We start from the raw sequence: 21,844 nt of genomic DNA on the forward strand, positions 1-21,844 counted from the left end.
AATAGCGGCACGCCCCCACTCGTGGGACGCGGAGTGCAGCGAGGCCGTCCGGCCGCCCGCCTCTCGCCGGGTTTCCCTCCCTCGCACGGTGTCCTCGAAAAGCACCCGTGCCTCCGGGCGCCCTCCCGCCAGGACTGTGCGACAACGCACCCGGAGGTGATCCTCGCTTCCCGCGCGCCCCTGCATTCATTAGATGGAGGCCATGCGCCCCACCGTGCTCCTCTTCGATATCGACGGCACCCTCATCACCAGCGGGGGCTCGGGCCGCCGCTCCCTGGAACTGGCCTTCCACGCGCTCTATCAGCGCCGCGATGCCTGTGACTCCTTCAGCCTGTCCGGGATGACGGATCAGGCCATCGTGCGCAAGGCGCTCACCGCCATCGGAGTGGAGGCCACCCCCGAGGCCATCTCCGCCGTCATCGACTCCTACCTCCAGCACCTCGCCGAGCAGGTCCTCCGCGTCGATGACCGCGACTACCGCCTCCACCCCGGCATGCGCGAGGCCGTGGACGCCGCCCTGTCCCGCCCCGGGGTCGCCGTGGGGCTCGGAACGGGCAACGTGCGCGAGGGCGCCCGCATCAAGCTCAGCCGCGTGGGCATCCATGATCGCTTCTCCTTCGGCGGCTTCGGCTGCGACCACGAGAACCGCGTCGAGCTCATCCGGCATGGCGCCCGGAGCGGGGCCGCCCGGCTCGGCGTCCCGCTCGAGGCGTGCCGGGTCGTCGTCATCGGGGACACGCCCAAGGACGTCGACGCCGCCAAGGGCATCGGCGCCCGCTGCATCGGCGTGGGCACCGGCAACTTCTCCCCCGAGGACCTGCTCGCCGCGGGCGCCGATCACGCCTACGCCGATTTCACCGCGCGCGAAGCCCTCGCCACCCTGCTCGACGGCCCCTGAGCCCCCGGTACTTCCAGCCCCCCCTCTGCCCGGGTGTGGTATCTCCGCCCCCCGCCCGGGTACCGCTGGAGGCCCCTCCCCCATGTCGCTGTCCACCCTCGAAGCCTACGATCTCGTCCGTTTCGCCGAGGCCTTCGACTCGCGCCTCGCCTCCGCCGACGAGCTGCTCGCGGGCCGCTCGGGCCTGGAGCGCGAGAAGGAGTGGCTCTCCACCGCCCTCCAGATCGTCCGCACCGAGCGCGCCCCCGCCCAGGCCGTGCTCGAGAAGGTGCGCGACCTGCCCGAGTTGGAAGAGGTGCGCGAGGAGTTCGCCTACACCCTCCAGAACGCCTGGGTCGATACCCTGGAGAAGGTCCACGCCGGCATCACCTTCTGCGCGAGCAGCCGCGCCCCCGTCATCGAGGCGCTCTTCCCCCACCTCAAGTTCCCCCAGCTGCGCCGCGCCTCCCGCGACGCCCTCCAGGAGTTCGTCGCGGGCTACGAGCGCCGGCTGAAGTCCTCCTACGTCTCGCGCATCCTCGCCCGCGACGACTTCGCCTTCGTGCGCCCCGTGCTGGAGCAGGTGGCCTCCGCCTACGCGCAGTGGCAGTCGTGCTTCGCCCCCGTGCAGCTTCCCCACGAGCAGGCCGCCCCCCTGCGCGCCGAGCTCATCGCGCTCGGCAAGCGGCTCGACCTCGCCCTGCGCCAGGCCCGCTGCCTCGCCGAGGCCGCCCTCGCCCCCCTCCCCGACGCCTTCGAGAACTCCGGCCTCGCCGCCAAGCCGCGCAGGCGCGCCGCACGTGGACTGCCGCTCGTGGAGTCCGGTGAGCTGCCAGCGTCCGAAGCCCAGGAACCGGTCATCGAACTCAGCGAGGCACCTCCCCGCGAGCCGGACTCCGAGGAGCCCAGTGCCGCCGAACTGGCCGAACTCGCGGCGCTCTCCGGCTCCGCCCCGGAACCGGCCCTGTCCGCCGAGCCCGTCCCACCGCCGCCCCCCAACCCTCCAGAGCCCGAGCCTCCCGCCGCTCCCCTGGCCGCCGAGCCTCCCGCCCCGGCGGCTGAGGTCGCCGCGCCGCCCGAGGCCGAGAGCCCGCCCGCTCCCGAGCCGAAGGCCGCCAAGCCACCCACCAAGCGCGGCCGCAAGAAGGCCGAGTCCAAGGCGCCCACTCCGGAGTAGACCCGAAGCGCGGTGGCCCCGGGCCCCGTTATCGAGGAACTGGCCATGGCCGACGTCGCCCTTCCCATCGATCCGCTCCTGCCCCAGCTCGTCACCACCCTGCGCGCTGCCTCCTCGCTCGTGCTGGAGGCCCCTCCAGGCGCGGGCAAGACGACCCGCGTGCCCCGTGCCCTGCTCGAGGCCGGCATCGGCCAGGGCAAGGAGATCGTCGTCCTCCAACCCCGCCGCCTCCCCACCCGGCTCGCCGCCCAGCGCGTGTCCGAGGAGATCGGCGAGCGCGTGGGCGAGACCGTCGGCTACCAGGTGCGCTTCGAGGACGTGCGCGGCGCCAAGACCCGGCTGTCCTTCGTCACCGAGGGCGTCCTCGGCCGCCGCCTCCTGTCCGATCCCACCCTGCGCGATGTCTCCGTGGTCGTGCTCGACGAGTTCCACGAGCGCCACCTCTCCGCCGATATTTCCCTCGCCCTGCTGCGCCGGCTCCAGCTCGGCCCCCGGCCCGACCTGAAGATCGTGGTGATGTCCGCCACGCTCGAGGCCGCCCCCATCAGCGCCTACCTCGGCCAGTGCCCCACCCTGCGCTCCGAGGGCCGCCGCTTCGACGTCAGCGTCGAGTACCTCCCCACCCCCGACGAGCGCTACCTCGATGCCCAGGTGCTCTCCGGCATCAAGCGGCTGCACGCCAACGGCCTCGACGGCGACGTGCTCGTGTTCCTCCCCGGCGCCGGGGAAATCCGCCGCGCCCGCGACACCTGCGCCGAGTTCGCCGAGCGCCACGACATGGAGCTGCTCCCCCTGCACGGCGACCTGCCCCCCGCCGAGCAGGATCGCGCCGTGCGCCGCAGCTCGCGCCGGAAGATCATCCTCTCCACCAACGTGGCGGAGACCTCCGTCACCATCGACGGTGTCGCCGCCGTCATCGACAGTGGCCTCGCGCGCGTGGCCTCGCACTCGCCCTGGTCCGGTCTGCCCATCCTCAAGCTCGCCAAGGTGAGCCGCGCCTCCGCCACCCAGCGCGCCGGCCGCGCCGGCCGCACCCGCTCCGGCCACTGCCTGCGCCTCTACACCCAGCACGACTTCGACGGCCGTCCCGAGCAGGACGCCCCCGAAATCCGCCGCATGGACCTGGCCGAGACCGTGCTTTCCCTGCGCGCCGCCGGCATCCAGGACCTCGGCGCCTTCCCCTTCTTCGAGGCCCCTCCGGCCGCCTCGCTCGAGGCCGCGGAGACGCTGCTGCGCCGCCTGGGCGCCGTGGACCCCAAGGGCAAGGTGACCGACATCGGCCAGCGCCTGCTGCGCTTTCCCCTCCACCCCCGTCAGGCACGCATCATCGTCGAGGGCGAGCGCCGGGGAGTCGGCGCCGACGCGGCCCTGCTCGCCGCGCTCGTGGGCGAGCGCGACATCCGCCGCGAGGCACGCACCCAGATGTCGGGCCCGGGCCGCGCCGCCCACGTCGTCGCCGGGCCCTCGGATCTGCTGGACCTGAGCGAGCGCTTCCGTCAGGCCGAGCGCGCCCAGTTCGCCTCCGGCCGCGTGCAGTCCCTCTCCCTGGAGCCGGGCGCCGTGCAGGCCGTGGACCGGGTCCAGCGCCAGTTGCGGCGCGCCGTGCGTGAACAAGGCTCCAAGCCCCCCACCCCCGAGGCCCAGGAGCAGGCGCTGATGCTTAGCGTGCTCGCGGGCTATCCGGACCGGGTGGCCCGGCGCCGCAAGCCCCGCGCGCCCGATCTCCTCCTCTTCGGCGGCGGCACCGCGCAGCTCTCCGAGAACAGCACCGTCCAGGAGCCCGAGCTGCTCGTCGCCGTGGACATCGAGGAGCGTCCGGGCCGGGGCGTCATCGTCCGGCTCGCCAGTTCCGTGGAGCCCGAGTGGCTGCTCGATCTCTACCCCGACGCCCTCGAGGAGGTGGACACCCTGCAGTGGAACGCCGAGGCGCGGCGCGTCGAGCGCATCACCCGCCTGGCCTACGGCAACCTCGTGCTCGAGGAGACCCGCGCCCCCGCGCCCCCCTCCGAGGCCACCGCGCGCGTGCTCGTGGAACAGGCGCTCGCCGCGGGACCCGGCCGCTTCGCCAATCCCGAGGCCCTGCTGCACTGGCGCACCCGCGTGGCGCTGCTCGCCCAGGCCTTCCCCGAGGCGGGCTTCCCCCAGGTGGACGACGCCTTCATGCGCGACGCGCTCGCCTCCCTGTGCGCCGGGGCCCGGAGCTTCGCGGACCTGGAGGGCGTGTCCCTGCTCGACGCGCTCCAGGCCCGGCTCACCCAGGAGCAGGCCCGGCTCCTGTCCCAGCACGCCCCGCAGAAGGTGTCCCTGCCCGGAGGCCGCCAGGCCCAGGTGAACTATGAGCCCGGCAAGCCGCCCTGGGTCGAGTCGCGCCTCCAGGACTTCTTCGGCATGGCCCAGGGGCCCAGCGTCTGCGCCGGACGGGTGCCGCTCGTGCTGCACCTGCTCGCGCCCAACATGCGCGCCGTGCAGGTGACGACCGACCTCGCGGGTTTCTGGGAGCGGCACTACCCCGCGCTGCGCAAGGAGCTGTGCCGCAAGTACCCCAAGCACAGCTGGCCCGAGGATCCCCGCCACGCGCAGACGCCCGCCGAGCGCGGACGGAGAATCTGACGAGGCGCGGCGGGGCGCCCACAGGCGTCCCGCGAAGACTCAGAGCTGCTTGCGCATCTCCAGGTGCTCGATGCCCGCCTCGTCGAACACCTCGCCCCAGGGCGTGTAGCCCTTCTTCTTGTAGAACTCGAGCGCGTAGAGCTGTGAGTTCAGCACGATGCCCTGCACGCCGCGGCTGCGCGCCTCTTCCTCCAGCGCCGCCAGCAGGCTTCCGCCCACGTTGGCCTTGCGGTGCGCCTTGAGCACCGCCATGCGGCCAATCTTCGCCCACGTGCCCTTCTCTCCGGGAGGAGGCTCCGGCAACATCACCAGACGCCCCGTCCCGATGGCGTGGCCGCCCTGGAACGCGAGCACATGGTAGGCCTTGGCATCCTCGGCATCGCGCTCGATGCCCTCGGGAACGTGCTGCTCCTCGATGAACACCACTTCGCGGATGGCGAGCGCCTGGAACAGCTCCGCCTCGGAGCGAATCTGGGCGATGGTGACCGGCTGGGGGTTGTCCGGGTTCGACATATCGCCGAGCAAGGTACACAAAACCCGGCGGCTCAAACAGGCCAAAAGGCGGGCTCGCCTGAGTGCACTCTCCGTCTTATCCCAGCGAGCACTCTCCGCCGTGCTACCCTGACGCGCGATGCGATCCGCCCTCCTCGCACTCGTCCTCTCGCTCTGTTCCCTCCCCGCCGCGGCCCAGCCGGAAGTCTTCTTCGGCTCCAACCGCGAAGCGCCCAACCTCAAGGAAGAGGACTTCGACCGCCGCTTCCTCCGCTCCGGCTTCTACCAGGCGCTCTCCCGGGGAACGAACGACGCCAATTGCGCCCGGCTGCTCGGCGGCATGCTCACGCTGCTCGGCGAGACCGCCCCCCTGCTGCACAAGCGCGACGAGAACTTCTACCTGGATCCCCTGCTCGCCCAGGCGCTCAACACCCAGCTGAGCACCCCGCGCTTCCAGGCCAACGCGTACCTGGTGGCCATGGTGCGGCGCGTGCTGATCGATCGGAAGCTGCCCGAGAGCTGGTTCCAGACCGCGTCCACCCTCGGACCCCTGGTGCTCACCATCGACGTGGGCAAGCTGCGCTTCCTGGCCGAGGGCCTCCAGCCCATCGACAGCTTCTTCCTCACCCTGCCGGCCCTGCGCGAGCGCTACGACATCGAGGTCCGGCGCGCCACCGCCACCGCCGCGCGCTCCGCCGAGAAGATGTTCCGCGAGAACTACCTCGACCGTCAGGTGGCCTTTGGTGACCTGAGGCTCGTCGACGTGACGGTGGAGCAACCCAAGAAGCCCAAGAAGCGCAAGGGCCAGCCCGAGGAGGAAGCCCCGCCGCCCACCGCTGTGGCCCGCATGGTGTGGTACCCGCCCGATCCCAATGCCGGGAAGATCGATCCCTTCAGCAAGTACAAGCCCCTCGAGGTGCGCATCACCGCGAAGCTCGCCGCCCAGCAGTACCTGGACCTGAGCCGCATTCCCAAGGGCACCCGGCTGATGGTGCGTGGGCGCTTCTGGTCCTTCGCCAAGGGCGTGGACGAGTTGGAGCTGCGCGACGCCCTCATCTTCCAGGATCGCGACTGGTCCCAGGGCAACACCCTGGTGGACCCCGCCTCCGTGGCGCAGTGCCCCGTCGCCATCAATGATCTGATGGGCGCGGCGCCCACCCAGGCCGGGGCCTTCGGACAGCCCCGCCGCTAGGACTCACGGGACACGCACCATCCCGGCGGCGAGTCCCCCGTCCATGACGGGAGAGGGCTCGCCGCGAAGTTCTCCCCGCGGCGCTCCCTGGCACACCCCGTGCTCCCGGTGGGGATCACCCCCAGCGCCGCGAGGGAGCATGAAGGTCGACGATCGCCCAGACACCCCGCCCACCCGGTCCGTCCCGGAGAAGGACCGCTTCCAGGAACTGATGAAGAGGGCTCCGCCCGAGCCGATGAAGCGCCCACCGCCGGGTGCTCAGGGGGTGCGCTCACCCGGGGTGCTCGCCCGGGGAAGCCTCGGCGCCCGTGCCGCCCCCGGCGCCCTCCAGGCCGCTCCCCGGGGAGCGTTCGCCAGCGCCGAGCAACTGGGACGGGTGCGCCAGGGGCTGAGTGCCGAGGCCCACCGGCTCGGGGAGGTCCGGGGGGAAGCCCACCAAACGAGCCAGGAACGGGTCCACCAGCGCCTGACGGCGCTCCTCGCCCGCGAGCTCGCGCGGGAATCGCCCCCGGAGCCGGTGACGGGCAAAGGGGAATCCGCGGCGCGAGGCGCGGAGGTCCTCCCGGCCGAACCGCCAGACGCCCGCCCCACCCCACCCGGGACACGCCTGGAAGGGGGCTCGGGCCCGGCGACGGCCGGAGCCGCCTCGCCCGGGGAGACGCGCGTCCAGGCCACCCTGGAGCTCATCGAGAAGATCGAGGTGTTCGTGCGCTCGCAGCGGCCCGCGCTCGCGATGCGGCTGGGCGGGGCGTTGGAGGCCACGGTGGAGGTGGAGCGCACGGGCCCCCGCGAGGTGGCGCTGCGCATCCAGGGCCACCGTGGGCCCCTGCCCCGGGAGAACCTGGCCCGCATCCAGGAGGAGCTGGCCGCGCGCGGACTGAGGCTCAAGGCCCTGTCGAGCGCCTGAGCGCCCCACTTTCCAAAAGGAAAGGCCCCGCGCCTCACGGCACGGGGCCTGGGCTAACCGCCCGATGACTACTTGCCGGGCTTGAGCTCCAGCATGTCGCGCTTGCCCTTCTTGTCCTTGTACTCCTCCGCCTCCGGCAGGGCCGCGCGCTTCTCGGCGATGTTCGGCCACTTGGGGGCGTAGTCCGCGTTGAGCTTCTGGTACTCCTTCCACTCCTTGGGCAGCTCCGACTCCGGGAAGATCGCCTTCGTCGGGCAGACGGGCTCGCACGCACCGCAGTCGATGCACTCGTCCGGGTGGATGACCAGGAAGTTGGCCCCCTCATAGAAGCAGTTGACGGGGCAGACTTCGACGCAGTCGGTGTACTTGCACTTGATGCAAGGCTCGGCAACTACATAAGCCATTGAGATCTCCGATAGGACAGGACCGTGCGCGCCCACAGTAGTGGGTTGTCACGGGGGAGGCACTCCTAATTTGAGTGCCTCCTCTACCTCATCCGAGGAGTCCCTGGGCACGCATCAGTTCGGCCACCAGGATCGCTCCCTTGGCCGCTCCCATCTTGGTGTTGTGGGATACCAGCACGTACTTGAAGCCATTCTCCAACACCGAGTCCTCGCGCACCCGGCCCACGGTGGTGGCCATGCCGCCGTGGGTGTCCCGGTCCAGGCGGGGCTGGGGCCGGAACGGCTCGTCGAGCACCTCGATCCAGCGCGGCGGAGCCGACGGGAGCTGGCGCGCCACCTCGGCGCCCCGCCACTCGCGCATCGCCGCCACCACCTCCTGGACGGAGGCCTTGCGGGAGAGCGACACGAAGACGGACTCGGTGTGGCCTTCCATCACCGCCACGCGGGTGCAGGTGCACGAGACGCTCACATCGTGCGGGGTCAGGGCGGCGCCCCCGGCGTTGAGCGTGCCGAGGATCTTCTTCGTCTCCACCTGGACCTTCTCCTCCTCCTTGGGGATGTAGGGGATGACGTTGTCCAGGATGTCCAGGCCGATGACGCCCGGCGAGCGGCCCGCGCCAGACATGGCCTGCAGCGAGGTCATCAGCACGGACTTGACGCCGAAGTGCTCGGCGAGCGGGGCCAGGGTGATGGCCAGACCCGTGGTGGTGCAGTTGGGGATGGGGACGATGAAGCCCTTCCAGCCCCGCTGCTTCTGCTGCGCGCGGATGAGCGGCGCATGGGAGGCGTTGATCGGAGGGATGAGCAGCGGGACGTCCGCCTCGTAGCGGAAGGCGCTGGCCGCGGAGAACACGGGGATGTCGCGGGCGAGCCGAGGCTCGAGCTCCTTGGCCACATCCGACTCCACCGCCGAGAAGGCGATGTCGTAGTCCCGGGCGTTGATCTGCTCCCCGCTCATCACCTTCAGCTTCGCGACGGACTCCGGGAGCGGCTCGGGGACGAACCAGGCCGTCATCCCGTTGGAGGCGCGCAACGCCTCCACGTAGGACTTGCCCGCCGAGCGCGGCGAGGCCGCCAGGCCCGTCAGTTCGATGTCAGGGTGATCCTTGAGCGCGGAGATGAACTGCTGGCCGGCGAGTCCAGTGGCACCGATCAGCACGGCACGAAGCTTGGCCATGACGTGACATCCTTGGGTGAAACGTGGGTTGCCCGCGTCTTTACACGCTTTGGCACCGCACTTCATCATGCCCGGGGGTGCACTGGACTCCCCGGATTCTCAACAGGCCTCGCTGGCCATGACCTGCGGGACATGATGGCACTCGGTGGGCATCCCGTGGCTCAGCCACCCCTGGAGGCCCCCCTCCAGGCACACCGCGTTGAAGCCCAGGCGCTGCAGCAGCCGGCAGACCCGGCGGGCGTCGGAGCCATCTGGAGCACACCCACACACCACGATGAGCTCGTCGTCGGGCAGCACCGCCCCATCCCGAAGAATCTCCTCGAAGGGCATCCACAAGGCGCCGGGAACATGGAGCCCGTAGCGAGCCCAATCCTCGGGCTCGCGGCAGTCGAGGACGAGCACCTCATCATCTCCAAGCCGCACGTACAGCTCGGCACAGGGCATACGGGCATCCACCACCCGGAACCTCCTGTTGCGGTGTCTATGTAGGGGCAACCCGGAGCCCCATTAATCCCATCCCGAAGGCAGGCAGCCGCCCTGGGTGCTCCCCAAGCCCGGAACCGCCAGAGGCCCCACGCTCCTGTCTTGACCCGGCGGATTCAGGTCCATATAAGGCCGTACGCACGGTTCGCGGCGCCATAGCCAAGTGGTAAGGCAAGGGTCTGCAAAACCCTCATTCCCCGGTTCGAATCCGGGTGGCGCCTCATCAAGACAAGGCCCGATGTGGACTCCGGTCCTCATCGGGCCTTCGTGTTTCCACTGTCCGTTCCGTCCGCGAGCGAGCGGGAGGAGGCTCGCCGCGCTCCCTGCCCCGCCAGTGGAGCCGGGGGCCCGGTAGCGCGGCCCCCGTCACCGTCCCGCGATCATCAGCCCAGCGTCACGCGGGCGTTGCGGAACAGCCGCATCCACGGGCTGTCCTCGCCCCACTCCGGCGGGCACCACGAGTACTGCACGCTGCGGCTCACGCGCTCCGGGTGCGGCATCATGACCGTCACCCGGCCGTCCCGGGACGTCAGGCCCGCGATGCCGTACGGCGAGCCGCTCGGGTTGGAGGGGTACGTCTCCGTCACCCGCCCGTGGTTGTCCACGAAGCGCACGGGCACCACGCCCAGCCCGTTCACCCGCGCCGCCTCCTCGGCGGTGGAGAACTCCGCGCGGCCCTCGCCATGCGACGAGGCGATGGGGATGCGGCTGCCCGCCATGCCCTGGAAGAACAGCGAGGGGCTCTGCGCCACCTCCACCTGCACCAGCCGCGACTCGAACTGCTCGGAGGCGTTGCGCACGAAGTTCGGGAAGTGCTCGGCCCCGGGAATCAGCTCACGCAGCTGCGCCATCATCTGGCAGCCGTTGCAGATGCCCAGGGTGAAGGAGCCCGCGCGCGCGAAGAACGCGGCGAACTCGTCCCGGGCCCGCGCGTTGAACAGGATGGAGCGCGCCCAGCCGCCTCCCGCCCCCAGCACGTCTCCGTACGAGAAGCCGCCGCACGCCGCCAGGCCCGTGAAGTCCTTGAGCGACACGCGCCCGGTGAGCAGATCGCTCATGTGCACGTCCACCGCGCTGAAGCCCGCGCGCACGAAGGCCCGCGCCATCTCCAACTGGCTGTTCACCCCCTGCTCGCGCAGGATGGCCACCCGGGGCCGCGCCCCCTTGGCGATGAACGGCGCCGCCACGTCCTCCGAGGGCGAGAACGTGAGCCGCGCGGACAGGCCCGGATCCGCCGGATCACACTTGGCGGCGTACTCCTGCTCGGCGCAGCGCGGGTTGTCGCGCAGCTTCTGCATCTCGTGGCTCACGCGCGACCACACCGCGCGCAGCCCCGTCACGTCCTCCTCCAGCAGCACCCGCTCCCCGTGGCGCACCCGGGCCGTCAGGGCCGGCTGGGGACGGCCCAGCTCGTGACAGTGCCCCTCCAGCCCGTGCACCTTCATCACCTCGCGCACCCGGGGGAGATCCGCCACCCGCACCTGGAGGACCGCGCCCAGCTCCTCGTTGAAGAGCGCCGCGACCGCGTCCGCCCCCAGGCCCGTCACGTCCACCTCGAAGCCACAGTGCCCGGCGAAGGCCATCTCCACCAGCGTGGTGATCAACCCGCCGTCGGAGCGGTCATGGTAGGCGAGCAGCGCGCCCGTCTCGTTGAGCGCCTGCACCGCGGCGAAGAAGCCCTTGAGCGTCTCCGGGTTGTCCACGTCCGGGCAGCGCGGGCCCACCTGGGAGTACGCCTGGGCGAGCACCGAGCCGCCCAGCCGCTGTTGGCCTCCCGCCAGGTCCACGAACACCAGCCGGGTGTCCGCGCCCGGATCGCGCAGCTGGGGGGTGAGCGAGTGGCGCACGTCCAGCACCGGCGCGAAGGCCGACACGATGAGCGACAGGGGCGCCGTCACCGCCTTGCGCTGGCCGTTCTCCTCCCAGACGGTGCGCATGGACATGGAGTCCTTGCCCACGGGGATGGTGAGGCCGAGCGCCGGGCACAGCTCCATGCCCACCGCCTTCACCGCGGCGTAGAGGTTGGCGTCCTCGCCCGGGCTGCCCGCGGCGGCCATCCAGTTGGCCGACAGCTTCACGTCGCCGAGCTGCCCCACGCGCGCCGCGGCGATGTTGGTGACGGCCTCGCCCACCGCCATGCGCGCCGAGGCCGCCGCGTCGATGAGCGCCACCGGGGTGCGCTCGCCCACCGCCATGGCCTCGCCCGTGTAGCCCGCGTGCGCCGACAGCGTCACCGCGCAGTCCGCCACCGGCACCTGCCACGGGCCCACCATCTGATCCCTCGCCGTCAGGCCCGACACCGTCCGATCCCCAATGGTGATGAGGAAGCCCTTGTCCGCCACCGTGGGGTGCGCGAGCACCCGCCCGAGCAGCTCCTTCACCGGCGCGTCCAGCTTCAGCTCCGCGTGCGAGAGCGGACGCGACTTCACGTCCCGATGCATGCGCGGCGGCTTGCCGAACAGCACGTCCATGGGGATGTCGATGGGCGCGTTGCCGAACTGCTTGTCCTCCACCGTCAGCACCTGCTTGTCCGTGGCCTCGCCCAGCACCGCGAAGGGCGCGCGCTCGCGCTCGCACAGGGCCGTGAAGCGCGGCAGATCCTCCGGCGCGATCGCCAGCACGTAGCGCTCCTGCGCCTCGTTGCACCAGATCTCCACCGGCGACATGCCCGGCTCGGCGTTGGGCACCTCGCGCAGCTCGAAGCGTCCGCCCAGCCCGTTGTCGTGGATGAGCTCCGGCACCGCGTTGGACAGGCCGCCCGCCCCCACGTCGTGGATGGAGCGGATGGGGTTCTTCTCCCCCTGGGCCCAGCACTGGTCGATGACCTCCTGGCAGCGCCGCTCCATCTCCGGGTTGTCGCGCTGCACCGAGGCGAAATCGAGGTCCGCCGCGCTCGAGCCCTGCGCCATCGACGACGCCGCGCCGCCGCCCAGGCCGATGAGCATCGCCGGGCCCCCCAGCACGACGATGCGGTCTCCCGGCTGGAGCGTGCCCTTGCGCACGTGCCCCGCCCGGATGTTGCCCAGCCCGCCGGCGATCATGATGGGCTTGTGGTAGCCGCGCACCTCCACGCCCTCGGACGTGGGCACCTGCATCTCGAAGCTGCGGAAGTAGCCGCACAGGTTGGGCCGGCCGAACTCGTTGTTGAAGGCGGCGCTGCCCAGGGGGCCGTCGATCATGATGTCGAGCGCGGACACGATGCGCTCCGGCTTGCCATAGGGCGTCTCCCACGGCTGCTCGTGGCCGGGGATGCGCAGGTTCGACACGGAGAAGCCGCTCAGGCCCGCCTTGGGCTTGGCGCCCCGCCCCGTGGCGCCCTCGTCGCGAATCTCTCCGCCCGCGCCCGTGGAGGCCCCCGGATGGGGGGAGATGGCGGTGGGATGGTTGTGCGTCTCCACCTTCATCAGGATGTGCGTGGGCTCGCGGTGGAAGCGGTACTCCCCGCTGTCGGGATCCGGAAAGAGGCGCTCCACCTCGAAGCCCTCCATCACCGCCGCGTTGTCCTTGTACGCCGACAGCACGCCCTCGGAGCGCACCGCGTAGGTGTTCTTGATGGACTGGAAGAGCGAGCGCTCCTGCGCCACCCCATCCACCGTCCACGAGGCGTTGAAGATCTTGTGCCGGCAGTGCTCGCTGTTGGCCTGGGCGAACATCATCAGCTCGACGTCGGTGGGATCCCGCTTCAGCTCGGTGAAGCGCGCCACCAGGTAGTCGATCTCATCCTCCGCCAGCGCCAGGCCCAGCGCGCGGTTGGCCGTGACGAGCGCCTCCCGGCCACCCTCGATCACCCCCACCCGGGTGAAGGACCGGGGCGTGTGCGCGGAGAAGAGGATGGCCGCGTCCTCCTCGCGCCCCAGCACCACCTGCGTCATCCGGTCGTGCAGCACCGGTTGCACCCGGGCGAGCGACTCGGGAGCGAGGGCCTTGCCCGCCTCGTCGGCGATCCAATAGGCGATGGCGCGCTCGATGCGCCGCACGCCGAGCAAGCCACAGTTCTGGAAGATGTCAGTGGCCTTGGAAGACCAGGGGGAGATCGTCCCGGGCCGGGGGATGACGAGCTGGAGGCTGCCCCGCGGCTCCTTCCGGTCGAGCCGGGGACCGTACTCCAGTAGCTTGTCCACCAAGGAGCGCTCGGAAGCGGCCAGGGAAGCGGGGACGTCGAGGATGTGCACGAACTCGGCGTAGACGGAGCCCACGGAGGGCTCTCGCTCACGGCAGAGGGCGAGCAGCTTGGCCAGACGGAACTCGGAGAGTGCGGGGGCGCCACGCAGGGTGAGCATGGAATCTCTGGGAGAGGGGGGCCGAGGGGATGGGTTCAAAACGCGGGCGTCTTATCACCGAGGCGCCATCCTCATTCGAGGAGATCTCGCGCCGAAGTGTGGTTGAATGCGCGGCCATGGGGCGGGATTCAGTACGAGCAGGCATTCAGGGGGCTGATGTGTCGAGGACAGCGGGGGACCGGTGTGAACACACGCCCGAGGTCCGTCACTCCGCCGGACACGGATGCTCGGGCTTGAGTAGGGTAGCCCCCCCTCCAGTCCTCCGCCGATCGCCAGGACATCCCTTCTCCTCCTCCGTGGTTTCTCCGAGAGATTCCCGATGAGCCCTTCCCCCGCCCCCTCCGCCGTCCACTTCCGCACCTGCAACCTGTGCGAGGCCATGTGCGGCCTGCGCATCGAAACCGCCGGGGACCGAGTCACCTCCATCCGTGGGGATGACGAGGATCCCTTCAGCCAGGGCCACATCTGCCCCAAGGCCGTCGCGCTCCAGGATCTCCACGAGGACCCCGACCGGCTGCGCCACCCCGTGCGGCGCACCGCCTCGGGCTGGCAGCCCCTGTCGTGGAAGGAAGCCCTCGACGAGACGGCGAAGCGCCTGCACGCCGTGCAGAAGCAGCACGGCCGGGACGCGGTGGGCGCGTACGTGGGCAATCCCACCGTGCACAACCACGGCGCCATGCTCCTGCTGCCCTTCCTCCTCAAGGCGCTGCGCACGCGCAACAAGTTCTCGGCCACGTCGGTGGACCAGCTGCCGCACCACGTCGCCTCCTACCTGATGTTCGGGCACCAGCTGCTCATTCCCATCCCGGACATCGACCGCACGCGCTTCATGCTCATCCTCGGGGCCAACCCGCTCGCCTCCAATGGCAGCCTGATGACGGCGCCGGGCGTGCGCGGCCGGCTCAAGGCCATCCAGCAGCGCGGCGGCAAGGTGGTGGTGGTGGACCCGCGCCGCACGGAGACGGCCCGCATCGCGGACGAGCACCTCTTCATCCGCCCCGGCACCGACGCGCTCTGGCTCTTCTCGCTGCTGCACGTGCTGCTGGGCGCGGGGCCGAAGCTCGGGCGGCTCGCGGACTTCACCGACGGCCTGGTGCACGTGAAGGAGCTCGCGCGCGAGTTCACCCCCGAGCGCGCCGCGGTCCACACCGGCATTCCCGCGGACACCACGCGCAGGCTCGCGCTCGAGCTGGCCGCCTCGTCCTCCGCCGTCTGCTACGGCCGCGTGGGCGTGTCCACCCAGCCCTTCGGCGCGCTGTGCCAGTGGCTCATCAACGTCATCAACGTGGTGACGGGCAACATGGATCGCGAGGGCGGCGCCATGTTCACCCTGCCCGCCTTCGATTTGATCAAGGGCCCCCGCCCCCTGACGGCTGGCCGCGGCAGCATGGGCCGCTTCAAGAGCCGCGTGCGCGGGCTGGCCGAGTTCTCCGGTGAGCTGCCCGTGTCCGTGCTCGGCGAGGAGATCCTCACCCCGGGCGAGGGGCGGATCCGCGCCATGGTCACCTCGGCGGGCAACCCCGTGGTCTCCACCCCCAACGGCCGGCAGCTGGATGAGGCGTTCGCGTCGCTCGACTTCATGGTGAGCATCGACCCGTACATCAACGAGACGACCCGGCACGCGCACATCATCCTGCCGCCCGTGACGCAGCTCGAGCGCGGCCACTACGATCTCGTCTTCAACGCGTTCGCGGTGCGCAACACCGTGAAGTACTCGCCGCCCCTCTTCACGCCGCCGCCGGGCGCGCTCCAGGACTGGGAGATCTTCCTGGAGCTCAAGCACCGCCTGGACTCGCTCAACGGCGAGCCCCCGACGCGCGGCGAGCTGCCCTACCGGGCGCTCAAGGCGCTCGGCCCCGAGGGCATCCTCGACCTCGGCCTGCGCGCGGGCCCCTACGGCATGCGGCTGCGGCCCTGGCGCCGGGGGCTGAGCCTCGCGAGCCTCAAGGCCGCGCCCCATGGCGTGGACCTGGGCCCCCTGAAGCCCTGCCTCCCCGAGCGGCTCGTCACGCGCGGCCGCCGCCTCCAGCTCGCCCCCGAGCCGCTGGTGGCCGACGTGGACCGGCTGCGCCAGGCCTTCCCCGCCGCGCCCCCGGCCTCCGCTTCCGAGGACGCGCTGCTGCTCATCGGCCGGCGCCACGTGCGCGACAACAACTCGTGGATGCACAACGTGCCCCGGCTCGTCAGTGGCAAGCCACGCTGCACGCTGATGGTGCACCCCGAGGACGCACGGCGCCTCGGCCTCGAGGAGGGGCAGGAAGCGCTCGTCACTTCCCGTGTGGGCGAGGTCAAGGCCCCCGTGAATGTGACGGACGAGGTGATGCCCGGCGTGGTGAGCCTGCCCCACGGCTACGGCCACGCGCGCCAGGGCATCCAGATGCAGGTGGCCGGCGCACATGCCGGCGTCAGCATCAACGATGTCACCGATGATCAGGTTTTGGATGCAATCGGTGGAAACGCCGCATTCAGCGGGATTCAGGTGCGGGTCCAACCGGTACAATCAATGACCACGAACGTGCAACCGCGGCAATCCGCGATCGAGTGAGACGACGCCATGATCACCCTGTATCAAACCCCCGTGGCCTGGGGGACCCCGAACCTCAGCCCGTTCTGCTTCAAGCTGGAGGCCTACCTGCGCATGGTGGACCTGCCCTATGAGGTGAAGCTGGCGGACCTTCGTTATGCCCCCAAGGGCAAGGCGCCCTACGCCGACATCGACGGCACGGTGATGGGCGACTCCCAGTTCATCATCGAGCGGCTGAAGAAGCAGTATGGGGATCCGCTCGACTCGAAGCTGACGCCGGAGCAGGTGGCGGTGGGCCACGCGGTGCGGCGCATGCTGGAGGAGTGCACCTACTGGTACATCGTGTACATGCGCTGGGTGGACGAGGCCGGCTGGCTCGCCTATCTGCCCGTCGCCGAGACGATGGTGCCCCACGTCGTGGGCGGCCAGGTGCCGCTGTCGGATCTGCGCCAGAAGATGCTGCAGATCCTCCATGACCAGGGCACGGGACGCCACGCCATGGACGAGGTGCAGGAGCTGGCCAAGGCGGACATCTACTCGATCGCGACGATCATGGGCAACAAGCCCTACCTGCTGAGCGAGACGCCCTCGTCGTTCGACGCGGTGGTGTACTCGTTCCTGGTGAGCATCATCGCCAACCCCGTGGACACGGAGCTCAAGCAGTACACCCTGAGCCAGACGAACCTGGTGCGCTACTGCGCCAAGTTCAAGTCGCGCTACTTCGCCAACTGGAAGCCGCCCGAGTTCAAGGCCGCCTGAAGTCCGCGCGCGCGAACAGGGAATGGCGGGCGGAGCGGTCCACGGTTAGCGTCGGGGGGCTTTGCACAAAGCCGTCCTCGCCCTCCTCCCGCTCGTCCTCGCCACCTGCGCCGCGCCCCGTCCACCTCCGGTGGCGCCGCCCACGCCCGCCTCCACCGTGGAGCCCGGCCCGGGGCCCCGCTCCCTGGACGGCGGCGCGTCCGCTCCCGCGCCGGACGCCCTCGCGCTCCCCGCCGAGCCCGAGCTCAAATCCCTCGACGAGCCCCTGCCCGCGCCGGACACGCTCCGGCGTCTGGACTTCCGGGGCGGAGAGCCCCAGGTCCCCATCGGCTTGATGCAGGGCCGCCGCGAGGTGCGCTTCTCGCCCCGGGGGCGGATGCGGCTGCGCTTCGGCGGCGAGGAGAACCGGGTCCTCGAGGCCCCCGCGGGCTCGGTGTGGACGGTGCGGGTGACGGAGGGTTCGCCCGCCGAGCTGTCCTCGTACCTCCAGCTCGCGGAAGTGCCCTTCCCGGACAAGGCGGGACTGGCCGAGGCCCAGGCCCAGTGGCGCGCCCGGGGCGTGGCGGTGCGCGTGCACGTGCTGGGCGTGCTCTACGGCATCGCCGGCAAGGTCATCGACAACCGGCGCTACCTGCTGCTGTCCCAGGAGCAGCTCTCCGCCACCGAGGCGCCCGCGCGTCAGGCGGAGCTGCTGCGCGAGTACGGCGCGCGCACCACCCTCTTCGAGGAGGTCCGCGTCCCCTCGCGCGCCATCCTCGAGGTGCGTGACGAGTCCGGTGGCGTGGTGGGGCTCGCCCAGGACTCGGTCCTCGCGGAGACGCTGGACGAGTCCGGCTTCGACGTGCGGCAGGTGGAGCACGACGTGGGCTACGACAACCACGGCTTCGAGGACCGCAGCTTCCGGGGCACGCTCCAGCTCACCGTGGATCGCCACGGCACGCTCGCGGCGGTGAACCTGGTGCGGCTGGAGGATCTGCTCAAGGGGCTGGTGCCCTCGGAAATCTACGCGCGGGCGCACCCGGAGGCCCTCAAGGCGCAGGCGGTGACGGCGCGCGGCGAGGTGCTGGCCAAGGTGGGCATCAAACACCTGGCGGATCCCTTCCTCCTGTGCTCCGAGCAGCACTGCGCGGTGTACCGCGGGCGCACGGGCGAGGCGGCCAGCACCACGGCGGCGGTGGAGGCCACCCGGGGCGAGGGCCTCTTCTCCCGGCAGGGGCGGCTGGTGGACTCGGTGTACAGCGCGGTGTGCGGGGGCCACACGGAGGACAACGACGTCGTCTGGGGCGGCCCGCCCAACCCCAACCTGCGCGGCCGTCCCGACGTGCTGGGCCCCACGGAAGGACTGCCCGGTCCGGACTCCCTCTCCGAGTACCTGCGCGCGGAGCTGCCCACGGCCTGCCGGCTGTCCACCTTCGCGCAGCCGAGCAAGTACCGCTGGGAGAAGCGCTTCAGCGTGGAGCAGGTGAACGCCTTCACGGCCAGCCTGGGGGTGGGACCCGTGCGGGCGTTGAGCCTCGGGGAGCGGGGCGTGTCCGGCCGGGCCCGCACCCTCACGGTGGCGGGAGAGCGCGGGGTGACGCAGGTGCGCGGCGAGCTGAACATCCGCCGCCTCTTCGGCATGCTCAACAGCTCCATGGCGCTGGTGGACGAGGAGCGTGACGCGGAGGGCCACCTCACCGGCTGGCACTTCCGGGGCGGCGGCTGGGGCCACGGCGTGGGCATGTGCCAGACGGGCGCCATCGGCCGGGCCGAGGCGGGCCAGCGCTACCAGGACATCCTGCGCTTCTACTTCAACGGCGCCGAGGTCGCGCCCATCTACTGACTCCTGTCGTCCTGGCGACGGTTCGGGAGTATGGAGCCTGCCCAGGGGTTATCATCCACGCGCGTGTCGACGGGTCCATCGCATCCAGAGCTGCCATCCAGGCGTCGGCGTCGGCGGGAACACCCCGCCCGCTACCTCCTTGCCACGCTCCTGGCCCTGCTGTTGCAGGGAGCGTTCGTGGGCCTGCTCGCCCTCCTGGCGTACATCCAGGTGAACCTGCCCCCCGAGTCCAAGCCGAAGCCTCCGAGCGCCGTGGCGCTGCGGCCCATGACGGCCCAGGAGTGGGAGAAGAACCGGGGCCCCCTGTCCAACACCCCTTCCACCGCGAAGGCGCCGCCTCCGAAGAAGAAGGAGGAGAAGAAGCCCGAGAAGCGCCCCGATGGGCAGGTGGTGGACGTGGCGCCGGGCAACCGTCAGGAAGCGCCGGACGCGAAGTACCTCGCCGAGCAGGACAACAAGGTGGAGAAGGAGACGCGCGCGCGCGAGCAGACGCCGAACTACAAGACGGCCCAGCCCCGCACGACGGCGCGCGAGGCGCGTCAGGGCTCCGGCGTGAGCGAGGAGCAGGCGGGGCACGTGGCGGGCAACAACGGCCGGGGCGCGGATGACCGGCCCTTGAGCGAGGGCGGCAAGAAGTCCGCCTTCGAGCTGCCCGATGCCCGGCGCAAGCAGGAGATCGCCATGCGGCAGGACCCGAACAACCGCGGGCCCGGCATGGACGTGTCCAACCGCGATGAGAGCGACGAGGTCATCGGCAACGCGAAGCGGCTGCGCGTCCAGGAGGGCTCGGGCGACGGCGACGAGGGCTCCGAGGGCCGCGCGGGCACGTCGGGGCTCGCCCGGCTCATGCCCTCGCAGGCGGTGATGGATCAGATCATCGGCGGAGCCCCGAATGATCACCTCAAGGACGTGGACGAGGGGGACGGCACCTTCCTCAACACGCGCGAGTGGAAGTACGCGAGCTTCTTCAACCGGGTGAAGCAGAGCGTGGGCACGCACTGGAATCCGAACATGGCGCTCATGCGCCGGGATCCCACGGGCGCCACGTACGCCGGCAGGGATCGCCACACGCTGGTGCGCGTCACCCTGGACGAGCAGGGCAAGGTGGCGGACATCACCATCGAGAAGAGCTGCGGCCTGGACTTCCTGGACATGGAGGCCGTCGAGTCCTTCCGCCGCGCCCAGCCCTTCCCCAACCCCCCGCCGGGCCTGTTGGAGGACGACGCCAAGGTGCGCTTCTCCTTTGGTTTCTTCATGGACATGGGCGGCGGCCCCCGGATGAGACTCTTCCGCCAACCCAACTGATGGCACTAGGGTGCGCCGCGTGGACGCCTTCCCACTCGAGCGCAACCGCAAGGTGCGCACCGTGCTCGCCGCCATCCTCGTGGCCAACTGGGCCGTGGCCCTCATCAAGCTCATCCTGGGCCTGAGGAGTGGCTCGGCCGCGGTGACGGCCGACGGCGTGCACTCCTTCATCGACGGCGGCTCCAACGTGCTCGCGCTCGTGGCCATGTCCGTGGCCTCGCGGCCCGCCGACGAGGATCACCCCTATGGCCACGGCAAGTTCGAGGCCCTCGCCTCCCTGGGCATTGGCGCGCTCATCGGCACGTCCATGCTGGAGCTGGGGCGCATGGCGCTCGACTCGCTGCTCCACGGCCGCCACCCCGAGGTGACGCCGCTCATGCTGGGCGTGATGGTCGGCACCCTGCTCGTCAACCTGTGCGTCACGCGCGTGGAGCACCACTGGGGGCGCAAGCTCCAGAGTCCCCTGTTGCTCGCGGACGCCCGGCACACGCTCTCGGACGTGGGCGTCACGCTGGCGGTGCTCGCCTCGCTCGGGCTCGTGTGGCTGGGCTACCCGAAGGCCGATGGCCTCGTGACGCTCGGGGTGATGGTCTTCGTGGCCCGGGTGGCCTGGGGCATCGTCAAGCAGGCGGTGGGCATCCTCTCGGACACGGCACGGCTGGACAAACAGAAGGTGGCCACCCTCACCCTCCAGGTGCCCGGGGTGCGCTCCTGCCACGACGTGCGCAGCCGGGGCATGGAGGGCACGGTGTACGTGGACTTGAAGATCGAGGTGGATCCCCAGATGTCCACCGCCCGCGCCCATGAGCTGGCGGACGCGGTGGAAGCACGGCTGCAGGCGGAGTTCCCCGAGGTCGTGGACGTGGTGGTGCACGTCGAGCCGACGCGCTCGCGCGCCGCGCTTCCTCCCGGAAACACGTAGCCGGGAGCACCAGGCCGCGCCCTACTCCACCCGCGCGAGGCCCGGGGTCAACTGGTGCCCGCTGAACCAGTCGTCGATCATCCGCGTGAACAGCTCCGGGTGCTCCACGTTCCAGGTATGGCCCGCGTCCGGTACGCGGGCGGCCCAGGCGCCCGAAACCAGCCGGGTGAAGTCCGGCAGCTCGGCGCGAATCTTCGGATGTTCCCGCGAGCCCGCGACGGCGAGCACCCGATGGGCGGCCCCGTCGAAACCGGAAGCCGCCCCCAGCGCCTCGGGGAGCCGCGAGCCGAGCACCTCCTCGAACACCGCCTTCATCACCACGGGCGACGAGGTGCGCATGTCCTCGAGGAAGCGCTCCATGTAGGCGGCGGGGATCTTCATCGCCCGCGCGCTCATCTGGAGCACCACCTTCGCCGTGCTCAGGCGCATCACGGCCGCGTACATCAGCCGCATCGCCCGAGGCGAGGAGAAGGGCCGGGTGGTGACCCCGCTGACGATGACGTCGCCGCACACCCGCGGATGATCGGCCAGGAGCCGCAGGGCGAGGTGTCCTCCCAGGGACAGGCCCACGACATGGGCGGAGCCCGTCCGCGTCCGGGTGGCGACGAGCCGGGCGAGCTGCTCGGCCGTGTGGGCCAGGGACTCCCAGGGCGCGGCCGTGTTCTTGCCAAACCCCGGCAGATCCACCGCGAGGCAGTGGTAGCGGCTCGAGAGCGGCTCCAGCTGGGCCTCCCACATCCACCCACTGACGCCCGACCCATGCAGGAACAGGATGGCTGGCTGCTCCGGGTCCCCCTTCGTCACCAGCGGCATGTCCATGAGGCACCCCTCGCGGGCGGGCGAGCAGGCCCACCTCTTGACGGTATAGCCCGGAAATACGGCTCCGGCCTTGCCCTGGGGCACCGGCATCGAT

Annotated in this window: 16 protein-coding genes and 1 tRNA gene; 11 read left to right on the plus strand and 6 right to left on the minus strand. The window is 70.9% G+C overall.

The genetic code is table 11. The features are described from left to right. Nucleotides 1-193: 193 nt before the first annotated feature. From F0U63_RS31040 to hrpB, 3 genes are all read left to right on the plus strand, one after another. Entirely contained in the window at nt 194-898 is a 705-nt protein-coding gene (locus F0U63_RS31040; protein ID WP_395835361.1) for an HAD family hydrolase, read from the plus strand. Between the two features lie 82 nt (nt 899-980). Then, complete coding sequence (locus F0U63_RS31045) at nt 981-2,054, plus strand: hypothetical protein (RefSeq protein ID WP_395835363.1); 1,074 nt, start codon at nt 981-983, stop codon at nt 2,052-2,054. A gap of 45 nt (nt 2,055-2,099) precedes the next feature. Continuing rightward, nucleotides 2,100-4,664, plus strand: coding sequence for an ATP-dependent helicase HrpB (gene hrpB / locus F0U63_RS31050; RefSeq protein WP_395835365.1), 2,565 nt, complete (start codon nt 2,100-2,102; stop codon nt 4,662-4,664). Nucleotides 4,665-4,703: 39 nt separating this feature from the next. Here the strand turns inward: hrpB and F0U63_RS31055 are convergent, their stop codons facing one another. Then, nucleotides 4,704-5,177 (minus strand): GNAT family N-acetyltransferase, encoded by a 474-nt coding sequence (locus tag F0U63_RS31055; RefSeq protein WP_395848452.1) that lies wholly within the window; start codon nt 5,175-5,177, stop codon nt 4,704-4,706. A gap of 118 nt (nt 5,178-5,295) precedes the next feature. On the opposite strand from F0U63_RS31055, the gene F0U63_RS31060 reads away from it, so the two are divergent. Continuing rightward, nucleotides 5,296-6,348, plus strand: coding sequence for a hypothetical protein (locus F0U63_RS31060; RefSeq protein ID WP_395835367.1), 1,053 nt, complete (start codon nt 5,296-5,298; stop codon nt 6,346-6,348). A gap of 139 nt (nt 6,349-6,487) precedes the next feature. Beyond that, complete coding sequence (locus F0U63_RS31065) at nt 6,488-7,255, plus strand: hypothetical protein (protein ID WP_395835369.1); 768 nt, start codon at nt 6,488-6,490, stop codon at nt 7,253-7,255. 68 nt (nt 7,256-7,323) lie between these two features. Here F0U63_RS31065 and fdxA read toward each other — a convergent pair whose 3' ends face one another. From fdxA to F0U63_RS31080, 3 genes are all read right to left on the minus strand, one after another. Next, on the minus strand, nt 7,324-7,659 hold the full coding sequence (gene fdxA / locus F0U63_RS31070; protein WP_395835371.1) for a ferredoxin FdxA: 336 nt from the start codon (nt 7,657-7,659) through the stop codon (nt 7,324-7,326). An 88-nt stretch (nt 7,660-7,747) separates the two neighbouring features. Next, a complete protein-coding gene (asd, locus tag F0U63_RS31075; RefSeq protein WP_395835373.1) occupies nt 7,748-8,836 on the minus strand; it encodes an aspartate-semialdehyde dehydrogenase in 1,089 nt (362 codons plus the stop codon). Nucleotides 8,837-8,935: 99 nt separating this feature from the next. Then, nucleotides 8,936-9,280 (minus strand): rhodanese-like domain-containing protein, encoded by a 345-nt coding sequence (locus tag F0U63_RS31080; RefSeq protein ID WP_395848453.1) that lies wholly within the window; start codon nt 9,278-9,280, stop codon nt 8,936-8,938. Nucleotides 9,281-9,468: 188 nt separating this feature from the next. Between F0U63_RS31080 and F0U63_RS31085 the strand changes: the two genes are divergently transcribed. Continuing rightward, nucleotides 9,469-9,540 (plus strand) — tRNA-Cys (locus F0U63_RS31085). Between the two features lie 162 nt (nt 9,541-9,702). On the opposite strand, the gene purL is transcribed toward F0U63_RS31085, so the two are convergent. Continuing rightward, nucleotides 9,703-13,599 (minus strand): phosphoribosylformylglycinamidine synthase, encoded by a 3,897-nt coding sequence (purL, locus tag F0U63_RS31090; RefSeq protein ID WP_395835375.1) that lies wholly within the window; start codon nt 13,597-13,599, stop codon nt 9,703-9,705. Nucleotides 13,600-13,918: 319 nt separating this feature from the next. Between purL and F0U63_RS31095 the strand changes: the two genes are divergently transcribed. The 5 genes from F0U63_RS31095 to F0U63_RS31115 all read left to right on the plus strand — a co-directional run bounded on the left by F0U63_RS31095 (nt 13,919) and on the right by F0U63_RS31115 (nt 20,931). Beyond that, nucleotides 13,919-16,144 (plus strand): molybdopterin-dependent oxidoreductase, encoded by a 2,226-nt coding sequence (locus tag F0U63_RS31095; protein WP_395835377.1) that lies wholly within the window; start codon nt 13,919-13,921, stop codon nt 16,142-16,144. Between the two features lie 9 nt (nt 16,145-16,153). Further along, nucleotides 16,154-16,882 (plus strand): glutathione S-transferase family protein, encoded by a 729-nt coding sequence (locus tag F0U63_RS31100; RefSeq protein WP_395835380.1) that lies wholly within the window; start codon nt 16,154-16,156, stop codon nt 16,880-16,882. A 61-nt stretch (nt 16,883-16,943) separates the two neighbouring features. Next, nucleotides 16,944-18,704, plus strand: coding sequence for a SpoIID/LytB domain-containing protein (locus F0U63_RS31105; protein ID WP_395835382.1), 1,761 nt, complete (start codon nt 16,944-16,946; stop codon nt 18,702-18,704). 63 nt (nt 18,705-18,767) lie between these two features. After that, a complete protein-coding gene (locus F0U63_RS31110) occupies nt 18,768-20,009 on the plus strand; it encodes an energy transducer TonB (protein WP_395835384.1) in 1,242 nt (413 codons plus the stop codon). Nucleotides 20,010-20,019: 10 nt separating this feature from the next. Continuing rightward, nucleotides 20,020-20,931 (plus strand): cation diffusion facilitator family transporter, encoded by a 912-nt coding sequence (locus F0U63_RS31115; RefSeq protein ID WP_395835386.1) that lies wholly within the window; start codon nt 20,020-20,022, stop codon nt 20,929-20,931. A gap of 21 nt (nt 20,932-20,952) precedes the next feature. Here F0U63_RS31115 and F0U63_RS31120 read toward each other — a convergent pair whose 3' ends face one another. Beyond that, nucleotides 20,953-21,840: an alpha/beta fold hydrolase gene (locus tag F0U63_RS31120; RefSeq protein ID WP_395835388.1), complete on the minus strand. Its 888-nt coding sequence runs from the start codon at nt 21,838-21,840 to the stop codon at nt 20,953-20,955. Nucleotides 21,841-21,844: the final 4 nt, after the last annotated feature.

The sequence above is a fragment of the Cystobacter fuscus genome (genome assembly GCF_044360685.1).
GTDB classification, from domain to species: Bacteria; Myxococcota; Myxococcia; order Myxococcales; family Myxococcaceae; genus Cystobacter; species Cystobacter fuscus_C.